The following is a 22,049-nucleotide window of genomic DNA, read 5'->3' as shown; positions in this document are numbered from 1 at the left end:
CTATCTTCGGTTCGGTGTCCGATCCGCGACCGCTCAGTACCCGGCTGGTCCGGCAGCATCGGGGGGTGCCGGTCTACGGGTACCGCTCGGATCCGGCCACTCCCCCGGTGTCGGTGCTGCGGCTCGGCCCGCTGCACCCGCCCGACCTGACCCCGCACATCCACGACTTCCCGGTGCTGGTGCACCTGCCCGCCGAGCACGAGGTCTGGGTGGTCACGCCGGGCCGGGTTGTCGATATCGGCCACCTGCCGCTGCCGGAGGCGAGCACGGCGGTGTTCTTCGACCCGGGCGCGCTCGGCGCGGGCAGTGGCTCGCCGTGGCCGACCTGGCACCGGCATCCGCTGCTCTCCGCCTTCCTGCCCGGCCATGCGAGCGGGCTGCTGCGGGTGCCGCTGCCGCCCGGCCACCCGCTGTGGACGGAGGCCATGGCGGCGATCGACGGGGAGCTCGAGGCCCGGCGCGAGGGATTCCAGCAGGCGGCGCTGGCGCACCTGACGCTGCTGTTGATCGACCTCGCCCGGCTCACCACCGATATCCCCGGCGAGTTCCGGCTGCTCGGCGAACCGCTGCTCGCCGAGGTCTTCGAGGTGATCGACCGCGGTTTCGGCGAGCCGCTCTCGCTGCGTGATGTGGCCGCGGCGGTCGGCGTCACCCCGGGCCACCTGACCACGCTGGTGCGCCGCCGCACCGGGCGCACGGTGCAGGACTGGATCACCGAGCGGCGCATGGCGCACGCGCGGGAACTGCTCGGCGGCAGCGATCTGCCGATCGCGATGATCGCGAGCCGGGTCGGGCTGCCGGACCCCTCGTACTTCAGCCGGGTGTTCCGGCAGGCGCACGAGCTCTCGCCGCGCGCCTGGCGCAATCAGTTGCACGGCGATAGCCACCGCTGAGCCGCGCCCGTACCCTTGGACTCGGTGCACCGCCCGCACCCCCGACCGGGCGGTGCGCCGCCTACCGCCGCGCGCGGGCCTCGCGCTCCAGGAAGATCTCGGCCATGGGGGTGGGGGTGAGCCGCCGCTTGCGGCGCAACCGCAGGATGCCGCCGGTCGCGCGGACGCCGCCGCCGAGCGCGGCGGGGAGCGAGCCGTGCCGGTTGTTCAGCACGATCACGCGGTGCAGCGGGGAGAGCCGGCCCCACCAGCCGCGCACCCGGTCGCGGGCGCTCACCAGCTCCACGGCGGCGCGCGGCGCCAGGTAGTAGCGGGTGCTGCGCTCGTGCGCGGTGTAGACGCGGCCGACCACGTTCTCCGCGTCCGGGCCGAGCGCGGTGACGAGCGGTTCGGTGAGTTCGCGGTAGGGGTCGTCCAGCAGCGCCAGTTGCGCGTCCGGGCCGAGGCGGGTGAACCACTGCGGTGCCTTGCCGCGCCGCGCCGGCCGCTTCTTCGTTCCCATCACGCCCTCACACCCTGTCGCCGTCGTGCACCCCGCCTACCCGCATCGCGGAATTCGACACGACTTCTCCCGGGACGTGGAAACCGCGGAAGGTGACCGGGGTGCGGGTGCGGAAACCGAGGCGTTCGTAGAGCCCGATGGCGGCGGTATTGGCCGCGGCGACATGCAGGAAGGGGCGGTCGCCGAGCGCGGTGATCCGGTCGACCAGCCCACCGATCAGCTGCGCGGCGTACCCGCGGCCGCGCGCCTCCGGCGCGGTGCAGACGGCGCTGATCTCCGACCAGCCGGGCGGGCGCAGCCGCACACCCGCCATCGCGACCAGCAGCCCCTCGGCGTCGCGGATGCCGAGGTAGGGGCCGAGTTCGTGGGTGCGCGGCCAGAACGGGCCGGGGCGGGTTCGTTCGACGAGGTCGAGCATCTCGGCCACATCGGCGGCGCCGAGCTCCACCACGTCGGCGGCGGTCGGTGTCGCGGCGAGCGCGCCGGGGAGGATCAGCTGCCTGCCCTCCAGCCGGAAGAACTCCGGCCAGTGCGGGGGCGGCGGGGCCGGGCAGCTGAACAGGTCGGCGGATGCGCCGGGGCCGAGCAGCCGCGCCAGATCGTCCCATTCGCGGCCGTCGCCGGGGTCGACCGCGGCGAAGGTGGTGACGTCCGGGAGGTAGGTGGCTGCCCGGTCGATGCGGCGGGCCAGGTGGGCGTGGTTGCCGTGCAGCGACCCGCCCACCGGGTCGTCGAGTGCGGTGGTGTCCACGGTGTCGTGCCTTCCGGTCGCGCGGGTGCGACCGTCAGTTCAGCATGCCGAGGCCGAGTCACCGCACCCGCCCTCAGTCGTCCACGACCTGCGTCCCACCGCCGAACTTGTCATCCGCAAGGGCGGAGCTCAGCCCGCGTCGGTCTCCCGGAACCGGTCGGGCTGACCGAGCCGCAGGTGCTCGCTGTGGTAGACGGCCTCGTCCAGCAACTGCGCCACGTGCGCGTCGTAGAGGCTGTAGACGATGGAGCGGCCGCTGCGGTTGCCGACCACCAGGCCGAGGTTGCGGAGCAGCCGCAGCTGGTGCGAGACCGCGGACTGCTCCATGCCGACCGCATCGGCGAGCTCGGACACCGGGCGGGGGCCGTGGCGCAGCTCGGTGAGGATGAGCAGGCGGCTCGGGGTGGCCAGAGCCTGCAGGGTGGTGGCGACGTGGGCGGCCGCGGCGGCGTCGAGGCGCGCGGCCGGACGGCTGCGGCCCTCGACTCCGTGTCCCATGAGCGCGGATTCTACTCCGGGCAGCATGTATGAATAAGTCTTCATCTCTTCTGTTAGTCTCGGATCGGTCCGCACTACTTTCGCTCCGGAGGTTCGCTCGTGGTCGTCCTGACCCGCCCATCCCCCGCCCCGGCCGTGCCCGTGCGGCGCACGCGGCTCTTCGCGCTGGCCGAGGTGCGCTGGGCCGCAACGGCTCTGGTGCTGTTCCTGATCGGGCTGGCGGCCCAGCTCACCGGGGCGCCGGAGTGGCTGTGGTGGGGGCTCTACCTGGCCTGTTACGCCGCGGGCGGGTGGGAGCCGGGGCTCGCCGGATTGCGGGCGCTGCGGGCGAAGACGCTGGATGTGGATCTGCTCATGGTGGTGGCCGCGCTCGGGGCGGCGGCGATCGGGCAGATCACCGAGGGGGCGCTGCTCATCGTCATCTTCGCGACCTCGGGGGCGATGGAGGCGCTGGCCACCGCGCGGACCGAGGATTCGGTGCGCGGGCTGGTCGACCTGGCGCCGGAGACCGCCACCCGGCTCACCGACGGCGGCGAGGAGACGGTGCGCGCCACCGAGCTGGCCGTCGGGGACGTGCTGCTGGTGCGGCCCGGTGAGCGCATCGCCGCCGACGCGACGGTGCTCGCCGGGGGCAGCGAGGTCGATCAGGCGACCATTACCGGCGAGCCGCTGCCGGTGGACAAGACCGCCGGAGACGAGGTGTTCGCCGGGACCTCGAACGGGACCGGTGCGCTGCGCATCCGGGTGGATCGGCGGGCGGCCGATTCGGTGGTGGCGCGGATCGCGGTGCTGGTCGAGGAGGCGAGCCGGACCAAGGCGACGACGCAGCTCTTCATCGAGAAGATCGAGCAGCGGTACTCGGTGGGGATGGTCGCGGTGACGGTGGCGGTCTTCGCGGTCCCGCTGCTGCTCGGGGAGACGGTGCAGCGGGCGCTGCTGCGGGCCATGACCTTCATGATCGTGGCCTCGCCGTGCGCGGTGGTGCTGGCGACCATGCCGCCGCTGCTCGCCGCCATCGCCACCGCGGGGCGGCACGGGGTGCTGGTGAAGTCGGCGGTGGTGATGGAGCGGCTCGGGACCACCACCCGGGTGGCGTTCGACAAGACCGGGACCCTGACCCGCGGGACGCCGGAGCTGGTCGAGATCCGCTGCCTCTCCGTCTATTTCGGCGCCGACGAGGTCTTGCGGCTGGCGGCTTCGGTGGAGGTGCCGAGCGAGCATCCGCTCGCCGCGGCCGTGGTGCGGGCGGCCCGGGCGCGCGGGGTGGCGCCGGGTGCGGTGCGGGACTTCGTGGCGCGGCCGGGGCGCGGGGTCGAGGGGGTGGTCGGGGGTCACTCGGTCACCGTCGTCTCCCCCGCCGCCTTTCCCGGGCTGGCCGAGGTGACGGCACTGCAGGAGCTGGGGCACACCGCGGTCGTGGTGACCGTGGACGCGGAGCCGGTCGGGGTGCTCGGCATCGCCGATCGGACGCGGGCCGAGGCGGCGGCGGCCGTCGCCGCGGTGACCGCCGTGACCGGGCAGCCGCCGGTGCTGCTGACCGGGGACAATCGGGTGACGGCGGAGCGGCTCGCCGCCGAGGTCGGGATCGGCGACGTCAGGGCCGAGCTGCTGCCGGACGACAAGGTCGCGGCGGTGCGGGAGCTGGAGGCGGCCGGGGAGCGCGTCACCGTGGTCGGGGACGGAATCAACGACGCGCCCGCGCTCGCCGCCGCGCACACCGGGATCGCGCTCGGGGGCGCGGGGTCGGATCTCACGCTGCGGACCGCCGATGCCGTCGTGGTCCGGGACGATCTCGGCACGGTCGCCGCCGTCATCGCCCTGTCCCGGCGGGCCCGGCGGGTGGTGATCGCCAACCTCGCCATCGCCGCGACCTTCATCGTGGTGCTGGTGACCTGGGATCTGGCGGGGACGCTGCCGCTGCCGCTCGGGGTGGCGGGGCACGAGGGGTCGACGATCCTCGTCGGGTTGAACGGGTTGCGGCTGCTGCGCTCGTCGGCGTTCCTGTCGGAGCCCCGTGCGAGAGTGCGGGGGTGACCGAAGCCGTTGCGACGCTCCTCTCTTCGATCTCCCCCGCCGACGAACTCGAACGCGCGCAGCTCCGCGAAGCCGCGAGCTGGGTCGCGCGCACGCCGGACCTCTACCGGCGGGTGAAACCGGCGACGCCGCCGCGCCACCTGGTGTCGTACGTCGTGGTGACCACCCCGGCCCGGGACGCGGTGTTCCTCGTCGACCACCGGAAGGCCGGGAAGTGGCTGCCGCCGGGCGGGCACGTGGAGCCGGGTGAGGATCCGGGGATCACCGCCCGCCGGGAGGCGGAGGAGGAACTCGGGCTGCGCTCCGGGCTCGGGGCGGGGAGCGTGCCGCTGTTCCTCACCATCACCACGACGGTGAACGTGGACAGCGGGCACGAGGATGTCAGCCTCTGGTACGTCACCACCGCCGAGCCCGGGACCGAGTTCACGCTGGACGAGGGCGAGTTCCGCGGCGGGCGGTGGTGGAGCCGGGACGAGATCGCCGCCACCGACCCGGCCCGCTTCGACCCGCACCTCGCGCGGTTCCTCGCCAAGCTCGACCGCTGATTTCTGGAAGACCCTCCAGAAATGGAATGGGTTATAGTCCACCCATGACCGCCACCCCCTCGCGGATGACCCGCAAGACCGCGGCGACGCGGGAGGCGATCATCGGTGCGGCCAGGGAACTCCTGGACGAGGGTGGCCCGGAGGCCCTCACCCTCCTCGCGGTCTCCGAGCGGGCCGATGTGGCGGTACAGACCATCTACAACCGGGTCGGCGGCCGCGAGGCCCTGCTCATGACAGTGGCCGAGCGGGCCATGGAGGCCAACCGGGTCTACATGGACGCCGCCTACGCGCAGCCGGGGAGCGCGGTGCAGCGGGTGCTCGGCGCCGCCGAGGCGTATGTGCGGTTCGCGAAGGAGCGGCCGCACGAGTTCCGGCTGCTGACCCAGACCTCCTCCGGCAGCCCGGCCTTCGAGCGGATCGCCGACCTGCTGGACGAGCAGACCGGCAGGCTCGCCGGCGCCATCGCCGATGGCATCGCCGACGGCGATGTCCGCCCCGATATCGACCCGCGCGCGACCGCGACGGTCCTGTGGGCCGCCATGAGCGGCGTCATCGCGCTCTCCTGGCGCGCCGACCGGCACCGCGCCGACCCGGACGCCCTGCTCCCGCTGCTGGCGAAAGCGGTCGGCGAGGGGCTGCTGAACCCGAACCCCGACGAACAGAAATGCAGGTGACGGCAGATGCCGAAGATCGTGTTGTTCGGCGCCACCGGTTACACCGGGCGGCTGACCGCGCAGGCCCTGGTGGCGCGGGGCGCGACCCCGGTGCTGGCCGCGCGCAACCCGGACGCGCTGGCGAAGCTCGCGGCCGATATCGGTGGCGCGGAGACCGCGGTCGCCGACGTGACGAACCCGGACTCGGTGCGGGCCCTGCTCGGCCGGGGCGATGTGCTGATCACCACCGTCGGCCCGTTCCTGCGGTTCGGCGAGCCCGCGCTGGCCGCGGCGCTGGCGGCGGGGGCGCACTACTTCGACTCCACCGGTGAGGGGCCGTTCATCCGCACCGTCTTCGACCGCGACGCGCAGGCCAGAAAGGCCGGGGTCGGGTTGCTCAGCGCCTTCGGGTTCGACTACGTGCCGGGCAATCTCGTCGCCGCGCTGGCGCTGAACGAAGCGCCCGAGGCGACGAAGGTCGATGTCGGCTACTTCGTGGAGGCGCCCGGTACCAGCGGCGGCACCAGGGCCTCCATCGCCGGAATGCTCTTCGAGCACGGCTTCGCGCTGCGCGGCGGCCGGGTGGTGCCGGAGCGCTCCGGGGCCAAGATCCGGAGCTTCGACGTGGTGGGCAAGCAGCGCACCGGCGTCTCCATCCCGGGCTCCGAACATCTCGCGCTGAGCCGGATCCACCCGGGGCTGCGCGAGGCCGACGTCTTCCTCGGCCTGCCGCCGCTGGCGGCGCGCGGGCTGCAGGGCGGCTCGCTGGTCGCGGGGCTGCTCGGCCGGGTGGCCCCGGCGCGGGCGCTGGCCGAGGGCGCGCTGGCGAAGGTCGTCAAGGGCTCGACCGGCGGGCCGGGGCCGGAGTCGCGGGCGCGCACCCGCTCCTGGGCGGTGGGGGAGGCCGCCGACGCGAACGGGAAGGTCCTGGCCACGGTCACGCTGAACGGCAACGACCCCTACGACTACACCTCGGCCATCCTGGCCTGGGGCGCCACCACGGTCCTCGACGGCGGACTGCAGGCCACCGGTGCGCTCGGCCCGGTGGACGCCTTCGGGCTGGAGGCGCTCACCGCGGGGTCGGCGGCGGCGGGGTTCCGGCGCTGACCGGCACCGCCATTCGAGTAGCCACGGGTTTGCCTTCGCCGGTTCCGGTCACTACGTCCCCGCAGGGGTCGGGTGGATGGAGCTGGTGGTGGTCGAGGAGCGGTTGTCGGCGTGGCTGACCGAGCGCGTCGGCTCCCGGGTGCGGGTCGAGTGCGGCGCCGGTGAGCTGCGGCTGAGCTGGGTGGACGGGCCGACGGTCGCCCGGATGCGGGAGATGGCCGAGGATTTCGAGAAGCACGCCGGGACCGCGCTGCCCGGCACCGCCTGCGAGCGCAGGCTGAGCGGGCTCGGGCAGACGGTCGCGGTCCTGCTGTGGCTGGACCGCGACCCGGAGCGCACCGGGTTACCCGAGCCGGTAATCCTCGATCGGGCGGACACCGATATCGGCTACCCGGAGCGGGCGCACCCGCGCTGGCAGCGCCGGGCACGGAACCTGCGCTCGCTCACCGAGGCCGAGGGGGACGACCTCCGCGCCGGGCTCCGGCTGCTGCTGCACCGCAGCGCCGCCACCGGCTGGGAGGACACTCTCGTCTGGCTGGACGATCTCGGGCACCGCCCGCCCCGGCACCTGCAGGCGGTGCCCTGACTCACCAGCTGTCGACGTGCACGATCGCGTCGAGGTCGGTGCGGGCGGCGGGCTTGAAATCGGTGCCCTTCGTGTAGGCGACGGGCAGCAGCGCGCCCTGCGACACCTTCTCGTAGGGAATGCCGAGCACCTCGGCGGCCTCCCGCTCGTAGCCGAGATGCAGCGTGGTCCAGGTGGTTCCGAGCCCGCGCGAGCGCGCCGCGAGGCAGAAGTTCCAGACGGCGGGGAAGAGGGAGCCCCAGTAGGAGGCGCTGGCCGCGCTCGGCGCATTGTCCACCCGGCCGGAGAGGCAGGGCACCAGCAGCACCGGCACCTCGCCCATCTTCTCGGCCAGGTACTCCGCCGAGCTCGCCACCCGGCGGCGGGAAGCGTCCACCTCGGGGTCGCCGCTGACCTTCTTGCCCAGGTACCCCGGGTCCGCCTGGTACGCCTCGAAGCCGCGCCGGTACAGCTCCCCCAGCGCCTTCCGCTTCGCCGGGTCGGTGACCACGACCCAGTGCCAGCCCTGCCGGTTCGACCCGCTCGGCGCCTGCACCGCCAGCTCCAGACACTCCCGCACGACCGCCAGCGGGACCTCGCGCTCCAGGTCGAGCCGCTTGCGCACGGCCCTGGTGGTGGTGAGCAGTTCGTCCGGGGAGAGGTCCAGTTCGATCGGCATGGTTCCGACCGTACCGGTCCGGCTCAGCGGCGGAAGTGGCCCGGCCAGCGGTCGTACGGGATGCGGCCGATATCGAGCACCCGCCCGATGGTGGACCACTCGTTCCGGCCGAGCCGGGCCAGCGGGCGCAGCCGCTCGACGGCGGGCAGGCTGACGCCGTGCTCGTCGGTCACGAAGACCTCGGGGTCGATGGCGGCGTGCAGCACCCGGCCGATCACCACGGTGGAATCGCCCAGCTCCACGGTCTGCTCCAGGCGGCACTCCAGCGCGACCGGCGACTCCGCGACGCGCGGCGGGGCGACGGTGGCGCTCGGCTCCGGGGTGAGCCCGACCTCGGTGAACTCCGAGAGCTCGGCCGGGAAGTCGGTGCCGGTGGCGTTCACCCGCTCGAAGGCGGGCTCGGTGGCGAGGCAGACCACGAACTCGCACGTATCGAGGACATTGCGCAGCGAATCCTTGGCCCCGACCGAGGTGAACTGCACCATGGGCGGGCGCACGCAGGAGACGGTGAAGAACGAGTGCGGCGCCAGATTGTCGATGCCGTCCGCCGAGCGGGTCGAGACCCAGGCGATCGGCCGCGGGACGACGACGCTGGTCAGGATGCGGTAGAAGCCGCCGAAGCCGAGTTCGCCGGGGTCGATGTCGGTGCGCACGGCTCCACCGTAGCCGGGTTGCGCTGTACCTATCGGTATGTACACTTCGAGCGATGAGCACCAGGGACCGTCTCGTCGAGACCACCAGGGAGCTGCTCTGGGAGCGCGGCTACGTGGGCACCAGCCCCAGGGCCATCCAGCAGCGCTCCGGCGCGGGGCAGGGCAGCATGTACCACCACTTCGCGGGGAAGGGGGAGCTGGCGCGCGCGGCCATCGAGCGCGGCGCGGCCGAGCTGCGGGCCGCGGCGGAGGCGCAGTTGTCCGGTGCCGGAACGGCTTCCGAGCGGATCACCGGCTACCTGCGCCGGGAACGCGATGTGCTGCGCGGCTGCCCGATGGGGCGGCTCACCCAGGACCCCGAGGTGGTGGCCTCGGCCGAGCTCGGCGCGCCGGTGCGGGAGACCTTCGCCTGGCTGCGGGAGCGGCTCGCGGCGCTGATCGCCGAAGGGGTGGCGGGCGGTGAGTTCGCGGCCGGGCTCGATCCGGACGCCACCGCCGCCGCCGTGGTCGCCACGGTGCAGGGCGGGTACGTACTGGCCCGCGCCGCGGGCGATCCCGCACCGTTCGGGCAGGCGATCGACGGCATCCTCGGGCTGCTCGAGCGGAAGGACGCGCGATGATCGTCCGAGACGTGCTGCTGGAGCAGCCGATTCCGGGGCGGGCGGTGCACCGGGTGGAGATCAGGCGGATCACCCTCGACCCCGGCGACACCGCGCCGCACCGGCACAACACCCCGGTCTTCGGCAGCGTCGAGCGCGGGACGATCCTGTTCCAGGTGAGCGGCGGGCCCGAAGTGCTGCTCGGCCCCGGCGACACCTTCTACGAACCGGCCGACGTGCTGATCGACCACTTCGACGCCACCGGCGGGCCCGCCACCTTCCTCGGCTACTTCCTGCTCGACGCCGATCAGGAGGTCGAGCTGGCCTTCCCGTAGCGCCGGGCGATGAGCGCGGAGACCGCGCGCGGGTGCTGCAGGGTCGGCAGGTGCCCGGCGTCGTCGAGCACCACGAACTCGGCGCCCGGAATGCCCGCCGCCACCTCGGCGACCACCGCGGGCGGGGTGCCCGGGTCCCGCGCGCCCGCGACGACCAGGGTGGGGGCGGTGATGCGGGCCAGGTCGGCGCGGCCGTCCCACTCCCCCAGCGCCGCGCAGCAGCCGGCGTAGGCCTCGTCGTCGGTGCCCGCGATCATGGCGGTGCAGCGGGCGGCGATCGCCGGGTGCGCGGCGGTGAAGCCGGGGGTGAACCAGCGGGTGAGGGCGGATTCGGCGAGGCTCGCGGTGCCGTCGCGGCGGACCAGCTCGGCGCGCTCGGCCCACATCTCCGGGGTGCCGAAGCGGGCGGCGGTGCAGAAGAGGGTCAGGGCGGTGACCCGGCCCGGATGGTGCGCCGCGATCCACTGCGCGACCGCGCCGCCCAGCGAGAGCCCGATCAGGTGGGCGGCGCCGATCCCCCGGCGGTCGAGCAGCGCGAGCACGTCCCCGGCCAGCTCGGCGACGGTGTACGGCCCGGCGGGGCTGGGCGAGCCGCCGTGCCCGCGCAGGTCGACGGCGAGCGCGGGGCCGCCGAGCTCGTCCAGCTGGGGCTGCCACATGGTGCGGTCCGAGGCGATCGAGCCGAGGAACACCAGCGGGGTGCCGGTGCCGGGCAGGGCGGTGTACGCGAGCACCGGGCCATGGTAATCGCGAACTTCTGGGTATACAGCGACCGGAAGCGGAGGAGGCGGTCGGTGGACCCTGCGGTATTGCTGGTGGCGGGCTGGGCGGCAGCGGTGTTCGGCGCGGTGCGGCTACGCCGGGAGCCGCGCCGCCTCTCCACCGGATTCCTGCTGCTGGTCGCGCTCTCGCTGGTGCTCGTCGGCGCGGCGACCGCGGCGGCGCGGCTGGCGGCGCCCGCCGTGCTGGACACCGCCTCGCTGGTGGTGCGCGGGCTGTTCCTGCTCGCGGTGCTCGCCACCGGATTCGGGCTGCTCGGCAATGGCATCGCGGTCATGCTGCGCGAGGGGGTGCGGCCGATCACGCTGACCCCGGTGCTCGCCGGGCTCGGGCTGCTCGTCCTTCCGGTGGCCGCCGCGCTGGCGCTGCGGCGCGGCCCCGAGTTGCCGCCCTGGCTGCTCGTCCTCGCCACCGCGACCACGCTCGCCGGGGTGTACCTGCTGGCGCACCTGCTCGCCTTCGCCGGGCACGCGGTGGTCTACGACCGGCTCCCGGACGAGACCGGCGCCGACGCCATCGTGGTGCTCGGCTGCGGGCTCAACCGCAACCGGGTGACTCCCCTGCTGGCCTCGCGGCTGCGGCGGGCACTGCGGGTCTACCGCGCCGAGACGGCGGCCGGGCGCGGCCCGCTGCTCGTCACCTCCGGCGGCAAGGGCAGCGACGAGGCGCTGAGCGAGGCCGACGCCATGGCGACCTACCTCATCCGGGCCGGAGTCGCGGACGAGTCCATCGTGCGCGAGCGCGAATCCCGCAATACCGAGGAGAACCTGCGCAACAGCCTCGCGCTGCTGCGGGACGGCGGCATGGACCTCGAGAGCGCGCGAATCACGGTGGTCACCAGCAACTTCCACGTCCTGCGGGCGGCCGCGCTGACCCGGCGGCTCGGGGTGGAGGCACACGTGGCGGGGGCGCGCACCGCGCTGTACTTCATCCCGGCGGCGTTCCTGCGCGAGTTCGCGGCGGTGCTCACCACGCACTACCGCCGCGCCCACGTCGCGGTGGCGGCGATCGCCGTCACCGCGGTCTCGGCATCGGCGACGCACGCCTACCTGATCACCTGAGGCCGAGGGTTGCGCGCAGTCCGCGCCGAACGATTGCCGGTGCGGCGGCGGTGCGGAACAGTTCACCGCGACACAGCGCAACCGGACCCGAGGACGGTGCCATGGCCCCCACTGACCAGACGCGCACCGGCTCCCAGGCGGTCGAGCGCGCCATCCACCTGCTGAACTGCTTCGAAGGAGACGACCCCGAGCTGTCCGTGAGCGAGCTGGCCAGGCTGGCCGGGGTGCCGGTGAGCACCGCGCACCGGCTGGCCCGGGCGCTGGTGCGCGGGCGGCTGCTGGAGCAGGACCCGCTCACCGACCGCTACCGGGTCGGGCACGGGCTGGCCACGCTGGCCCGGCCCGCGCTGACCCGGCTCGGGCTGGACTCGGCGGCGCCGCACCTCTACGCGCTCTCCGCCGGGATCAAGATCACGACCAGTTTGAGCGTGCTCGACGACGACGCGGCGCTCACCGTGCTCGAGGCCCGCCCGCCGGTGCTGTTCTGCGCGCACCAGGTGCCGCGGCAGCGCAGGCACCTGCGGCACAGCGCGCCGGGGCAGGCGCTGCTCGCCTGGTCCGGCGCGGGCGACGGGCTGCGCACCGATCTCGACGCGGTCCGGCGCAAGGGCTTCGCCTCGGAGGAGTTCGAGTTCTCCGAGCTCGACGACGCCGACCCCATCCGCTCGGTCGCGGTCCCGGTGTTCGACCGGGACCGCAGGGTGTGGGGCGCGCTCGGGGTGCAGGCGCGCTCCGCCCGGCTGGACGATGCCCTGGTCAGGGAGATTCTCCCGGCCATGCGGCAGGTCGCGGCGCGCATCGGGACGGTCGTCCGGCAGAGCGGCTGTCCCGCAACGTAATTCGGCTCACCGTGATTTCCACATTGTGGAAAGGCTGTTGTCGGCGGGATCGCTCCGCGCCCACGATGAGAGCCAAGCCACCCCGCTCACCTCGACGAAAGTTGCCGACGTGCCGTCTCGCAGCACGCTGATCCGCCGCCGCGCGATCGACCTGATGCGCACCCCGCACGGGATCTGTCGCCGCTGATCCAGCGCCCCCCTTTTTCCATCCCCGGGAATTCTCCCGTTCTCCCCGCATGCCCGGCCGGGCCTGCCCCCGAAGGAACAGCCATGTTCTCCACCGCAAGACAACGAATCGCGGCCGCCGCGCTCGCCGCCCTGGCCGGGCTCTCGGTGCTGACCGCCTGCGGCGACTCCGGCACCACGACCACCGCCGACGGCAAGACGGTGCTGCGCTACCAGGGCCAGACCGGCCAGGTCACCCCGGTCGAGCTGGCCCAGGATCTCGGCTACTTCAGCAAGATCCAGCTGCAGTGGGAGGGCGACACCACCAGCGGCCCCGCCAATATCCAGGCGGCGGTGACCAACCAGGTCGAGTTCGGCAGCGCCTTCAACGGCGCGGTGGTCAAGCTGATCTCCGGCGGCGCCAAGGTGACCTCGGTGCTCAGCTCCTACGGGGCCGACGAGAAGTCGTTCAGCGGCTACTACGTGCTGGACAACTCCCCCATCACCAGCGCGCGGGACCTGATCGGCAAGAAGGTCGCGGTCAATACGCTCGGCGCGCACCACGAGTTCATCACCAGGGAGTGGCTGCACCAGCAGGGGCTCTCCGAGGCGGAGATCAAGCAGGTGCAGCTGGTGGTGGTGCCGCCGGCCAATACCGAGGACGCGCTGCGCAAGGGCCAGGTCGACGTCGGCACGCTCGGCTCGGTCTTCCGGGACACCGCGCTGGAGCGCGGCGGGCTGCGGCCGCTCTACACCGACAAGGCCATCTTCGGCGAGTTCGACTACGGCACCTACGTGTTCCGCGACGACTTCATCGACAAGAACCGCGATGCCGTCGCCGACTTCGTGCAGGGCACCGCCCGCGCCACCCGCTGGCTGCAGGTGACCCCGCGCGACGAGGTGGTGGCCAGGTTCGCCGCGATTATCGAGAAACGCGGGCGTCAGGAGAACACCGAGCTGCTGAAGTACTGGAAGAGCTCCGGGCTGCCGGTGCCGGGCGCGGTGGTCGCGGAGAAGGAGCTGCAGATCTGGATCGACTGGCTGGTGCGCAACGGCGAGCTGAAGGACGGCCAGCTGAAGGCGACCGACCTGTTCACCAATGAGTTCAACCCCTACGCCAACGGCACCTACCAGCCCGCGAGCGGCCCGGCCGGGGAGGTGCTGGCCAAGTGAGCACCGCGGCCAAACTCGCGCTGAGCGGGGTGAGCAGGCAGTTCTCGGTGCGCGGGTCGGCGGAGAAGTTCACCGCGCTCGACGACATCACGCTCGACGTCCGGGCGGGCGAGTTCCTGGTGCTGGTCGGGCCGAGCGGGTCGGGTAAGTCGACGCTGCTCGACCTGCTCGGCGGGTTGAGCAAACCGACCTCGGGGCAGATCCTGCTCGACGGCGCCCCGGTGACCGGGCCGGGGTTGGACCGCGGCATCGTCTTCCAGCAGTACGCGCTGCTGCCGTGGCGCACCGCGCGCGCCAATATCGAGTTCGGGCTGGAGGCCAAGGGGCTCCGGAGGAGAGAGCGGCGCGAGATCGCCGACCGCTACCTGGAGCTGGTCGGGCTCACCGGGTTCGCCGAGCGCTACCCGCACGAGCTCTCCGGCGGGATGAAACAGCGCGTCGCGATCGCCCGCAGCCTGGCCTTCGACCCGGAGGTGCTGCTGATGGACGAGCCCTTCGCCGCGCTCGACGCCCAGACCAGGGAGGCACTGCAGGACGAGCTGCTGCGCATCTGGCGCGCCACCGGCAAGACCATTCTCTTCATCACGCACGGCATCGACGAGGCCGTCTACCTGGGCCAGCGGGTGGCGGTGCTGACCTCGCGGCCCGGCCGGATCAAGGCCGTCGTCGAGGTCGAGATCGATCGGGACAGCGGCGAGGACATCCGCTCCACCGAGAACTTCCGCGCCTACCGGCACGAGATCTGGTCGCTGCTGCGCAGCGAGGTGGAGCGCGCCCAGGGCCAGGAACTCCAGCAGACCGAGAGGCCGAAGCCATGACCACCGCAGCCGAACTCGTCCGCGCGGCGGTGTCCGCACCCGATACCGCACCGGCGCCCGGCACCACGGCCACGACGGCGCCCGATACCGCGGCCGCAACAGCGCCCGGCACCACGGCTACGGTTACGGCCGGCACCGCGACGGCGGGCGCGCCGCGCGCCGCCCGCGCTCGGATCGCTGGGCCGGTGCTCCGCGCGCTGTGGCGGGTGCTGAAGCCGCTCATCGCCATCGTCGCCTTCCTGGCGCTCTGGGAGGTCGCGCCGCGCGCCGGGCTGGTGGACGAGGTGTTCCTGCCGCCGTTCAGCACGGTCGCACAGGCCTTCGCCGATCTCCTCACCAGCGGCGAGCTGTGGATCCACGTCGAGGCCAGCCTCGGCCGCTCGCTGAGCGGCTTCGCGCTGGCGCTCGCCATCGCGGTGCCGCTCGGGATCGCCATCGCCTGGTACAAGCCGGTGGCCGAGCTGCTCAACCCGATCCTGGAGCTCTTCCGCAATACCGCGGCGCTGGCGCTGCTCCCGGTCTTCGTGCTGATCCTCGGCATCGGCGAGACCTCGAAGGTGGCGCTGGTGGTGTATGCCAGCGTCTTCCCGATCCTGCTGAACACCATCACCGGCGTGCGCACCGTCGACCCGCTGCTGATCAAGTCGGCGGCCTCGCTCGGGCTGAGCCCGCTGCGGTTGTTCCAGAAGGTGATCCTGCCCGCGGCGATCCCCTCCATCTTCACCGGGCTGCGGATGGCCGCGGCCAGCTCGATCCTGGTGCTGCTCGCCGCCGAGATGGTCGGCGCGCGGGCCGGGCTCGGCTACCTGATCACCGCCGCGCAGCAGAACTTCCAGATCCCGAACATGTACGCGGGCATCCTGGCCATCTCGCTGCTCGGGCTGACCTTCAACGGCCTGCTGGTCGCGCTGGAGCGCCGCTTCTCGCGGTGGCGCGTGCAGAGCGACCGCTGACCCAACGGGAGCTGAAACCCCATGTCCACGAGACAGTTCCATCTGAACGCCTTCCTGATGGGCGTCGGCCACCACGAGGCGGCCTGGCGGCACCCGCGCACCGAGGAGCACCGGGTGCTCGACGTCGCGCACTTCCAGGAGCTCGGCCGGATCGCCGAGCGCGGTAGGCTCGACTCGGTGTTCTTCGCCGACGGGCTGACCGTCGGGCCGCGCATCGAGCGCAATATCCAGGCGGTGTTCGAGCCGATCACGCTGCTCTCGGCGATCGCCGCGGTCACCGAGCGGATCGGGCTCATCGCCACCGCCTCCACCGGCTACAACGAGCCGTACAACCTGGCGCGCAAGTTCACCTCGCTGGACCACATCAGCCACGGCCGCGCGGGCTGGAACATCGTCACCTCCGCGGGCGCGGACGAGGCCGCCAACTTCGGGCTGGACGGCACCCCGCAGCACGCGGGGCGCTACGAGCGCGCGGCCGAGTTCGTCGATGTGGCGCTGCGGCTCTGGGACAGCTGGGAGTCCTCGGCGCTGGTGCTGGACGCCGAGAGCGGGGTCTTCGCCGACCCGGCGAAGGTGCACACCATCGACTACGAGGGCCCCCGCTTCCGGGTGCGCGGCCCGCTGAACTCGCCGCGCAGCCCGCAGGGCAGGCCGCTGCTGGTGCAGGCGGGGTCGTCGGAGAGCGGGAAGGAGTTCGCCGCCCGCTACGCGGAGGCGGTCTTCACCGCGCAGCGCACGCTCCCCGAGGGGCAGGCGTTCTACCGGGACCTGAAGTCCCGGCTGGTGAAGTACGGCCGCTCCGCCGACGAGCTCAAGGTGCTGCCCGGGCTCGTCCCCTACATCGCGGGCACCGAGGCGGAGGCGCGGGCGCTGGAGCGGGAGTTCACCGAGCTGATCTCGCCGGACTACGCGCTCGGCCAGCTCTCCCGGCTGCTCGGGGTCGACCTCACCGCGCACGCGCTGGATGCCCCGCTGCCCCCGCTGCCCGAGGTCACCGAGTTCGAGGGGAACAAGAGCCGCTACGTGCTGGTCAAGGAGCTGGCCGAGAACGAGCGGCTGACCGTGCGCGAGCTCATCGGCAAGCTCGGCGGCGGGCGCGGGCACCGCTCCTTCGCCGGGACACCCGAGCAGATCGCCGACGAGCTGCAGAGCTGGTTCGAGAACGGCGCCGCCGACGGCTTCAACATCATGCCGCCCTACCTGCCCGGCGGGCTCGAGGACTTCGTCGAGCAGGTGGTGCCGATCCTGCAGCGGCGCGGGCTCTTCCGCACCGAGTACACCGCAGGTACCCTGCGCGGCCACTACGGGCTCGAGCCGGTGGAGAGCCGCTTCGCCGAAGACCGCGCCGAAGCGAGCGCATGAGCCCGTACGCCGTTCCGCTCGATTCCCGCCCGTTGCGGCCGAGACCTTCGAGGAAAGGGTGATCCGATGACCGACCCGATCGATGTGCCCCGGCGCGGCTGTCGCCCGGCCCGCCCCGCGACCCGAATTCCTACTCCCCGAGTGAGCCTCCCATGACCGCAGTACACGAGAACCCCACCACCACCGCCGTCCGGGTCGACCCGGTCGCCGGGCACATCGGCGCCGACATCTCCGGCGTCGACCTGCGCGAGCCGCTGACCGACGAGCAGGTGCGGGCCGTCACCGACGCCCTGCACTCCTATAAGGTGCTGTTCTTCCGCGACCAGCACATCGGCCACGCCGAGCAGATCGCCTTCTCCCGCCGGTTCGGCGCGGTGACCCCGTCGCACCCCTACGACACCGACGCCCCCACCGAGCACCCGGAGATCCTGGCGGTCGACAGCAGGCTCTACGAGAAGCGCTTCGGGGTGCGGAAGTTCAGCTACACCAACCACTGGCACACCGACGTCTCGGCGCTGATCAACCCGCCCGCCGCCTCCATCCTGCGCGCCGAGATCGCCCCCGAGCGCGGCGGCGACACCCGCTGGACCAACCTGGTCGCCGCCTACGAGCACCTGCCGGAGGCGCTGCGTACCTTCGCCGACGGGCTGCGCGCCGAGCACCGCTTCGGCGGCAGCAAACCCGCCTGGTCCGACGACAGCGACTACGCGCGCAAGGTGGCGGCGGCGCCGCTCGTCACCGAGCACCCCGTGGTCCGGGTGCACCCGGTGACCGGGGAGCGGGCGCTCTTCGTGAACCCCGGCTTCACCACGCGCATCTTCGGGCTGAGCCCCGCCCAGTCCGACGCCGTGCTGAAGCTGCTCTTCGACCAGATCGCCGAGCCCGCCTTCACCGTCGCGCTGCGCTGGAAGCCGGGCACCATCGCGTTCTGGGACAACCGGGCGACCGCGCACCTCGCACCCAGCGACCTCGACCACCTCGACGTCACCCGGGTGCTCTACCGGACGACGCTGGAGGGCGACATCCCGGTGGGGGTCGACGGGGAGCCGTCGATCTCCCTCTCGGGCGAGCGCTTCACCGGCGCTTGACCCCCGACAGCGCGGACGGCCGGCGATCGGGTGATCGCCGGCCGTGCGCGCGGGGATGGTTCAGCGGGAGAGCGCGTTCCGCAGCTCGGCCACGGTGCCGCGGCGCTCGTAGGCGATCCAGGCGAAGACCGCGGCCAGCACCAGCGGGAAGATCGCCATGCCCGGCTTGTCGGCGAGAAAGGCCTGGGTGCCCGCGGCGAGCACGGTGAGCACCGAGAGCCCGGCGGCGGCCAGCGCGCTGAGCTTGCGCACCATGAGCCCGATACCGCCCGCGACCTCGGCGATCCCGATGAAGATGAGCAGCCCGACGGGGATGGCGACGCTGTCGACGGAGTTCTCCGCGATCGTGCCGGGCATGATCAGCTTGGGGGCGCCGGAGGCGATGACGAAGAAGAGCCCGAGCAGGATCTGCAGGGTCCAGAGCACGCGGTTGCGGACGGTGCCGGGACGGGCGGTGGTGGCGGTGGAAGCGGTGGCGGTGGTCATCTCGGGTCCTTCGGGTCGGGGTGGGAGTCACTGGATAGGACGGGGCACCGCCGGAGAACTCATCGCCGCCACGGAAGATTTTTTCCCGGGCCGAAACCCGTTTGCCGCGGCGGGGATTGGCTATCCACCAGGCGAACCAGGGAGGTAGCCATGCCCATCAAGTACCGTCAGCGGAAGTCCTTCGGGCCGCTGAAGTTCAATTTCACCCAGAACGGGATGTCCTCGTGGGGGATCAAGATCGGCCGCTGGTCGTGGAATTCCCGCACGAAGAAGAACAGCGTCGACCTGCCCGGTCCGCTGAGCTGGCGCCAGCGCTGACCCGCATCCTCGCGCACCGGCCCGGAGGCAGCTGCCTCCGGGCCGGTGCCGCATCCGCTCACGCCGTCGACCGCAGCGCCGCGCCGAACCAGGCGAAGACCGGGGCGAAGTCCGGCGTAGGCGGCTCGCCGTTGACGATCGCCACCAGCTGCCAGTACCGCGTGACGCGCGGCTCGTCGGCGACCGCCAGCCGCTCCAGGATCCAGCGGCGCAGCGCCGCGTCGTCGGCCCGGCCGAAGGTGGCGGCGTAGCGGGCGACCAGATCGCCGACAACGGCGGCCGCCTCCGGCGAGTCCGGCGCCACCCCGGCGGCCAGGGCCGATTCGACCCGCTCGACCACCGCGGCGCTGAGTTCGCCGTGCAGCCCGGTGTCGTCCCCAGCCGCGCGCTCGGCGGCCTGGTACTCGGCCATCCGGCGCACCGCGGCCCGGAAATCGGCATCGCGCACCAGCTCCACCAGCTCGACCCAGCCGCGGAGCTGCTCCGGCGCGGCGTCGTCGGGCAGCTCGGGCATGGTGGCGCGGAGCAGCTCGACCAGCGCCGGGTTGGCGTCGACACCGCCGAAGACGGTGTCGAGGAAGTCGTCCAGGTGGCGGCGGCGTTCGGCCTGCGAGCCGCGGGCGAGTTCGTGCATGATCTCCATCTCCTCGGTAGTCGATCCGTGCTCGGCCACCGCGCGCAGCACCGCGCGGTCCAGCCGCAGCGCCCGGATCCGGATGTCCAGCGCGGCGGCGTGCGCGGCGGCGACCTCGGCCACCGACAGCTCCCTGGCCAGCACCGCGCGCACCGTCGCCAGATCGATGCCGAGGGCGCGCAGGGTGCGCACCAGGCGGAGGCGGGCGGCGGCCTCGGCGTCGTAGAGCCGGTGCCCGGCGGGGCTGTGCGCGCTCGCCGGGACGATGCCGCGGTCGGCGTAGAACCGAATGGCCTTGACCGTGAGCCCGGTTCGGCGGGCGAGCTCGCCGATCGGGAGCAGTGCTGCGTCCTCCATGGGCTCCAGCCTGCGGCCTCCCCTCGGGGGAGGTGCAAGGCCATTCCCTCCGACCAGGGATAATCGAGGTGATGACTCGGCGTGTGCCGAACCCCAACCCGATCAGGGAGGTGCCGTGAGCACACGCCAGGAGCCACCGGCGATCACCGGCGCCGCGCCCGCGCCCCCGGAGCGCAGGGCCGGGTACCGGGAGGATCTGGACGGGCTGCGCGGCGTCGCGATCGCGCTGGTCGTGGTGTTCCACGTCTGGTTCGGCCGGGTCTCCGGCGGCGTGGACGTGTTCCTCGTGCTCTCCGGGTTCTTCTTCACCGGGCTGCTGCTGCGCCGCGCCGAGCGCCCGGAGCCGCTCGCGCCGGGTGCGATCCTGCGCCGCACCGCGTGGCGGCTGCTGCCCGCGCTGGTGACGGTGCTGGCGGCGGTGGTGGTGGCCACCGCGGCGCTGCGGCCGTATACGCAGTGGTCGACGCTGGCGCGGCAGACGCTGGCCTCGCTCTTCTACTACCAGAACTGGCAGCTGGCCTGGTCCTGGTCGGACTACCTGGCCGCGGACCCCTCGGTGAGCCCGCTGCAGCACCTGTGGTCGATGGCGGTGCAGGGCCAGTTCTACCTGGCCGCGCTGCTCGTGGTGCTCGCGGTGACCTGGGTGGCGCGCCGCCGCGGCGGGGCCACCCCCGTGCGCGGCGCGCTGCTGGCGATCGTCACGGTGCTGCTGCTCGCCTCGCTGCTGCACGCCACCCGCGGCGCGGCGACCGCGCAGGGCTGGAACTACTACGACAGCCTGGCCCGCGGCTGGGAGCTGTGCGCGGGCGCCGCGCTCATCCTGCTCGCCCCGGTGCTGGCGCCGCCGCGGCTGCTGCGCGCGGCGCTCTCGGTGGCCGGGGTGCTCGGCGTGGTCGGCTGCGGCTGGCTCATCCTGGACGGCGCGAACCGCTTCCCCGGCCCGGCCGCGCTGCTCCCGGTGGGCGCGGCGGCGGCGGTGATCGTCGCGGGCAACGGGCTCGCCGCGCCGGACCGGCCGTGGCCGAACCGGCTGCTGGCCTCGCGCACCGCGCGGTGGCTCGGCGACATCGCCTACCCGCTGTACCTGTGGCACTGGCCGATCCTCATCTTCTACCTGGCCGATCGCGGGCAGCCGCGGGCCGGGTTCGCCGACGGGCTGGTGATCATCGGCGTCTCGCTGGTGCTGGCCTGGATCACGCACCGCTGGATCGAGGAGCCGCTGCGCGAGCGCGCGGCCCCGGCCCCGGCGGCGCCCGCGCGCGGGCGCGGCGGCGTGCTGGTGCTGGCGGGGGCGGTGCTGGTGGCCAGCGGCAGCTGGCTGGTGATCACCGACCGGCTGCACCCGGGGTCGGCGGTCGAGGCGCTGGACGCGCGGCTCTACCCGGGCGCCGAGGCGCTGGTGGCGGGGGCGGCGGTGCCGGAGATGCGGATGCGCCCGACCCTGCTGGAGGCGCCGGCCGACGGCCCGCCGTCCACGCACGACGGCTGCATCGCGGACTGGGACACCCGCGAGGTGGTCAGCTGCACCTACGGCGACCCGGAGGCCGGACGCACCCTGGCGGTGGTCGGCAGCTCGCACGCCGAGCACTGGCTGCCCGCGCTTCAGGTGCTGGCCGCGGAGCACTCCTTCCGGATCCAGGTGTACCTGAAGATGGGGTGCCCGCTCACCCTCGACGACAATGTCACCTACAAGGGCGAGCCCATCCCGGACTGCCGCGACTGGTCCCGCGAGGTCATCGACCGGCTCGGCGCCGACGCCCCGGACTGGGTCTTCACCACCGGCACCCGCCCGCGCCCCGACCTCGGCGACGAGACCCCGGCCGAGTACCTGGACGTCTGGTCGGCGCTCTCCGACCGCGGGCTGCGCACCATCACCATCCGCGACACCCCGTGGCTGCGCCGCGACGCCGTCCGCTACAAGGCGGTGGACTGCCTCGCCGCCGGCGGCACCCGGCTGAGCTGCGGCATTCCGCGCGGCGCCGCCCTGGACGAGGTGAACCCGCTGCTGGAGCCGGCCTCGCACTACCCGGCGGTCTTCCCCATCGACCTCACCGATGCCGTCTGCGAGCCCGAGGTGTGCGCGGTGGTGGAGGGCAATGTGCTCGTCTACCACGACGAGCACCACCTCACCGCGAGCTACTCCCGCTCGCTGGCCGGGCCGCTCGGCCGCGAGCTGCAGCCCGTGCTCAACTGGTGGTGAG

The 22,049-nt window shown here is 73.1% G+C and carries 25 protein-coding genes; 17 read left to right on the top strand and 8 right to left on the bottom strand.

Translation table 11 applies throughout. The features are described 5' to 3' along the window. The first annotated feature begins 14 nt into the window (after positions 1-14). Positions 15-893, top strand: coding sequence for an AraC family transcriptional regulator (locus AB0H71_RS01050; protein ID WP_357013478.1), 879 nt, complete (start codon positions 15-17; stop codon positions 891-893). Between the two features lie 61 nt (positions 894-954). Here the strand turns inward: AB0H71_RS01050 and AB0H71_RS01045 are convergent, their stop codons facing one another. From AB0H71_RS01045 to AB0H71_RS01035, 3 genes are all read right to left on the bottom strand, one after another. Beyond that, complete coding sequence (locus AB0H71_RS01045; protein WP_357013476.1) at positions 955-1,395, bottom strand: hypothetical protein; 441 nt, start codon at positions 1,393-1,395, stop codon at positions 955-957. A 7-nt stretch (positions 1,396-1,402) separates the two neighbouring features. Next, entirely contained in the window at positions 1,403-2,146 is a 744-nt protein-coding gene (locus tag AB0H71_RS01040; protein WP_357013474.1) for a GNAT family N-acetyltransferase, read from the bottom strand. A gap of 129 nt (positions 2,147-2,275) precedes the next feature. Continuing rightward, positions 2,276-2,644, bottom strand: coding sequence for a metalloregulator ArsR/SmtB family transcription factor (locus AB0H71_RS01035; RefSeq protein WP_357013471.1), 369 nt, complete (start codon positions 2,642-2,644; stop codon positions 2,276-2,278). 99 nt (positions 2,645-2,743) lie between these two features. On the opposite strand from AB0H71_RS01035, the gene AB0H71_RS01030 reads away from it, so the two are divergent. The 5 genes from AB0H71_RS01030 to AB0H71_RS01010 all read left to right on the top strand — a co-directional run bounded on the left by AB0H71_RS01030 (position 2,744) and on the right by AB0H71_RS01010 (position 7,569). Next, positions 2,744-4,678, top strand: coding sequence for a heavy metal translocating P-type ATPase (locus AB0H71_RS01030; protein ID WP_357013469.1), 1,935 nt, complete (start codon positions 2,744-2,746; stop codon positions 4,676-4,678). Beyond that, entirely contained in the window at positions 4,675-5,223 is a 549-nt protein-coding gene (locus AB0H71_RS01025; RefSeq protein ID WP_357013466.1) for an NUDIX domain-containing protein, read from the top strand. The genes AB0H71_RS01030 and AB0H71_RS01025 overlap by 4 nt, the downstream gene beginning before the upstream one ends. Positions 5,224-5,267: 44 nt before the next feature. After that, positions 5,268-5,897: a TetR/AcrR family transcriptional regulator gene (locus tag AB0H71_RS01020; RefSeq protein ID WP_357013464.1), complete on the top strand. Its 630-nt coding sequence runs from the start codon at positions 5,268-5,270 to the stop codon at positions 5,895-5,897. Positions 5,898-5,903: 6 nt separating this feature from the next. Continuing rightward, positions 5,904-6,983, top strand: a complete 1,080-nt coding sequence (locus AB0H71_RS01015) for a saccharopine dehydrogenase NADP-binding domain-containing protein (RefSeq protein ID WP_357013463.1) — start codon at positions 5,904-5,906, stop codon at positions 6,981-6,983. Between the two features lie 76 nt (positions 6,984-7,059). Next, on the top strand, positions 7,060-7,569 hold the full coding sequence (locus AB0H71_RS01010; protein WP_357013460.1) for a hypothetical protein: 510 nt from the start codon (positions 7,060-7,062) through the stop codon (positions 7,567-7,569). Position 7,570: 1 nt separating this feature from the next. Here AB0H71_RS01010 and AB0H71_RS01005 read toward each other — a convergent pair whose 3' ends face one another. Both AB0H71_RS01005 and AB0H71_RS01000 read right to left on the bottom strand, forming a co-directional pair. Then, complete coding sequence (locus AB0H71_RS01005) at positions 7,571-8,221, bottom strand: nitroreductase family protein (protein WP_357016078.1); 651 nt, start codon at positions 8,219-8,221, stop codon at positions 7,571-7,573. Positions 8,222-8,250: 29 nt separating this feature from the next. Beyond that, entirely contained in the window at positions 8,251-8,880 is a 630-nt protein-coding gene (locus AB0H71_RS01000) for a flavin reductase family protein (protein WP_357013457.1), read from the bottom strand. 53 nt (positions 8,881-8,933) lie between these two features. Here AB0H71_RS01000 and AB0H71_RS00995 point away from each other — a divergent pair, with 53 nt between their 5' ends. Beyond that, positions 8,934-9,500, top strand: coding sequence for a TetR/AcrR family transcriptional regulator (locus AB0H71_RS00995; protein ID WP_357013455.1), 567 nt, complete (start codon positions 8,934-8,936; stop codon positions 9,498-9,500). Continuing rightward, on the top strand, positions 9,497-9,814 hold the full coding sequence (locus AB0H71_RS00990) for a cupin domain-containing protein (protein ID WP_357013453.1): 318 nt from the start codon (positions 9,497-9,499) through the stop codon (positions 9,812-9,814). The genes AB0H71_RS00995 and AB0H71_RS00990 overlap by 4 nt, the downstream gene beginning before the upstream one ends. On the opposite strand, the gene pcaD is transcribed toward AB0H71_RS00990, so the two are convergent. Beyond that, positions 9,787-10,548 carry a 3-oxoadipate enol-lactonase gene (pcaD, locus tag AB0H71_RS00985; RefSeq protein WP_357013451.1) on the bottom strand — a complete coding sequence of 254 codons (762 nt, stop codon included), beginning with the start codon at positions 10,546-10,548 and terminating at the stop codon, positions 9,787-9,789. The genes AB0H71_RS00990 and pcaD overlap by 28 nt on opposite strands. Before the next feature lie 60 nt (positions 10,549-10,608). Here pcaD and AB0H71_RS00980 point away from each other — a divergent pair, with 60 nt between their 5' ends. From AB0H71_RS00980 to AB0H71_RS00950, 7 genes are all read left to right on the top strand, one after another. After that, the gene (locus AB0H71_RS00980) at positions 10,609-11,655 is read left to right on the top strand and encodes a YdcF family protein (RefSeq protein ID WP_357013449.1); all 1,047 of its coding nucleotides are present in this window, start codon (positions 10,609-10,611) and stop codon (positions 11,653-11,655) included. Positions 11,656-11,756: 101 nt separating this feature from the next. After that, positions 11,757-12,494 (top strand): helix-turn-helix domain-containing protein, encoded by a 738-nt coding sequence (locus AB0H71_RS00975; protein WP_357013447.1) that lies wholly within the window; start codon positions 11,757-11,759, stop codon positions 12,492-12,494. Between the two features lie 270 nt (positions 12,495-12,764). Next, positions 12,765-13,832, top strand: coding sequence for an ABC transporter substrate-binding protein (locus AB0H71_RS00970; protein WP_357013446.1), 1,068 nt, complete (start codon positions 12,765-12,767; stop codon positions 13,830-13,832). Next, a complete protein-coding gene (locus AB0H71_RS00965) occupies positions 13,829-14,650 on the top strand; it encodes an ABC transporter ATP-binding protein (protein ID WP_357013443.1) in 822 nt (273 codons plus the stop codon). The genes AB0H71_RS00970 and AB0H71_RS00965 overlap by 4 nt, the downstream gene beginning before the upstream one ends. Further along, positions 14,647-15,603 (top strand): ABC transporter permease, encoded by a 957-nt coding sequence (locus tag AB0H71_RS00960; RefSeq protein ID WP_357013440.1) that lies wholly within the window; start codon positions 14,647-14,649, stop codon positions 15,601-15,603. The genes AB0H71_RS00965 and AB0H71_RS00960 overlap by 4 nt, the downstream gene beginning before the upstream one ends. 21 nt (positions 15,604-15,624) lie before the next feature. After that, a complete protein-coding gene (locus AB0H71_RS00955) occupies positions 15,625-16,965 on the top strand; it encodes an LLM class flavin-dependent oxidoreductase (RefSeq protein WP_357013438.1) in 1,341 nt (446 codons plus the stop codon). A gap of 152 nt (positions 16,966-17,117) precedes the next feature. Further along, the gene (locus AB0H71_RS00950) at positions 17,118-18,053 is read left to right on the top strand and encodes a TauD/TfdA family dioxygenase (protein WP_357013435.1); all 936 of its coding nucleotides are present in this window, start codon (positions 17,118-17,120) and stop codon (positions 18,051-18,053) included. 60 nt (positions 18,054-18,113) lie between these two features. Here the strand turns inward: AB0H71_RS00950 and AB0H71_RS00945 are convergent, their stop codons facing one another. Continuing rightward, entirely contained in the window at positions 18,114-18,539 is a 426-nt protein-coding gene (locus AB0H71_RS00945) for a DoxX family protein (RefSeq protein ID WP_357013432.1), read from the bottom strand. Positions 18,540-18,689: 150 nt separating this feature from the next. Here AB0H71_RS00945 and AB0H71_RS00940 point away from each other — a divergent pair, with 150 nt between their 5' ends. Then, positions 18,690-18,857: a DUF4236 domain-containing protein gene (locus tag AB0H71_RS00940; protein ID WP_084505282.1), complete on the top strand. Its 168-nt coding sequence runs from the start codon at positions 18,690-18,692 to the stop codon at positions 18,855-18,857. Positions 18,858-18,915: 58 nt separating this feature from the next. On the opposite strand, the gene AB0H71_RS00935 is transcribed toward AB0H71_RS00940, so the two are convergent. Further along, a complete protein-coding gene (locus AB0H71_RS00935; RefSeq protein WP_357013430.1) occupies positions 18,916-19,848 on the bottom strand; it encodes a MerR family transcriptional regulator in 933 nt (310 codons plus the stop codon). Between the two features lie 115 nt (positions 19,849-19,963). Between AB0H71_RS00935 and AB0H71_RS00930 the strand changes: the two genes are divergently transcribed. Beyond that, a complete protein-coding gene (locus AB0H71_RS00930; protein ID WP_357013428.1) occupies positions 19,964-22,048 on the top strand; it encodes an acyltransferase family protein in 2,085 nt (694 codons plus the stop codon). Position 22,049 lies beyond the last annotated feature (1 nt).

The organism is Nocardia sp. NPDC050697, from assembly GCF_040654395.1.
GTDB lineage: Bacteria > Actinomycetota > Actinomycetes > Mycobacteriales > Mycobacteriaceae > Nocardia.
The sequence above is the reverse complement of the archived record's forward strand: the minus strand, read 5'-3'. Positions and strand labels throughout refer to the sequence as shown.

Coding starts and splice junctions, on each gene's coding strand:
- AB0H71_RS00990 (WP_357013453.1), top strand. CDS start 9,497: ATGATCGTCCGAGACGTGCTGCTGGAGCAGCCGATTCCGGGGCGGGCG.
- AB0H71_RS00995 (WP_357013455.1), top strand. CDS start 8,934: ATGAGCACCAGGGACCGTCTCGTCGAGACCACCAGGGAGCTGCTCTGG.
- AB0H71_RS00950 (WP_357013435.1), top strand. CDS start 17,118: ATGACCGCAGTACACGAGAACCCCACCACCACCGCCGTCCGGGTCGAC.
- AB0H71_RS01045 (WP_357013476.1), bottom strand. CDS start 1,395: ATGGGAACGAAGAAGCGGCCGGCGCGGCGCGGCAAGGCACCGCAGTGG.
- AB0H71_RS00960 (WP_357013440.1), top strand. CDS start 14,647: ATGACCACCGCAGCCGAACTCGTCCGCGCGGCGGTGTCCGCACCCGAT.
- AB0H71_RS01020 (WP_357013464.1), top strand. CDS start 5,268: ATGACCGCCACCCCCTCGCGGATGACCCGCAAGACCGCGGCGACGCGG.
- AB0H71_RS00970 (WP_357013446.1), top strand. CDS start 12,765: ATGTTCTCCACCGCAAGACAACGAATCGCGGCCGCCGCGCTCGCCGCC.
- AB0H71_RS00955 (WP_357013438.1), top strand. CDS start 15,625: ATGTCCACGAGACAGTTCCATCTGAACGCCTTCCTGATGGGCGTCGGC.
- AB0H71_RS00940 (WP_084505282.1), top strand. CDS start 18,690: ATGCCCATCAAGTACCGTCAGCGGAAGTCCTTCGGGCCGCTGAAGTTC.
- AB0H71_RS00945 (WP_357013432.1), bottom strand. CDS start 18,539: ATGACCACCGCCACCGCTTCCACCGCCACCACCGCCCGTCCCGGCACC.
- AB0H71_RS01035 (WP_357013471.1), bottom strand. CDS start 2,644: ATGGGACACGGAGTCGAGGGCCGCAGCCGTCCGGCCGCGCGCCTCGAC.
- AB0H71_RS01010 (WP_357013460.1), top strand. CDS start 7,060: ATGGAGCTGGTGGTGGTCGAGGAGCGGTTGTCGGCGTGGCTGACCGAG.
- AB0H71_RS00975 (WP_357013447.1), top strand. CDS start 11,757: ATGGCCCCCACTGACCAGACGCGCACCGGCTCCCAGGCGGTCGAGCGC.
- AB0H71_RS01015 (WP_357013463.1), top strand. CDS start 5,904: ATGCCGAAGATCGTGTTGTTCGGCGCCACCGGTTACACCGGGCGGCTG.
- AB0H71_RS00935 (WP_357013430.1), bottom strand. CDS start 19,848: ATGGAGGACGCAGCACTGCTCCCGATCGGCGAGCTCGCCCGCCGAACC.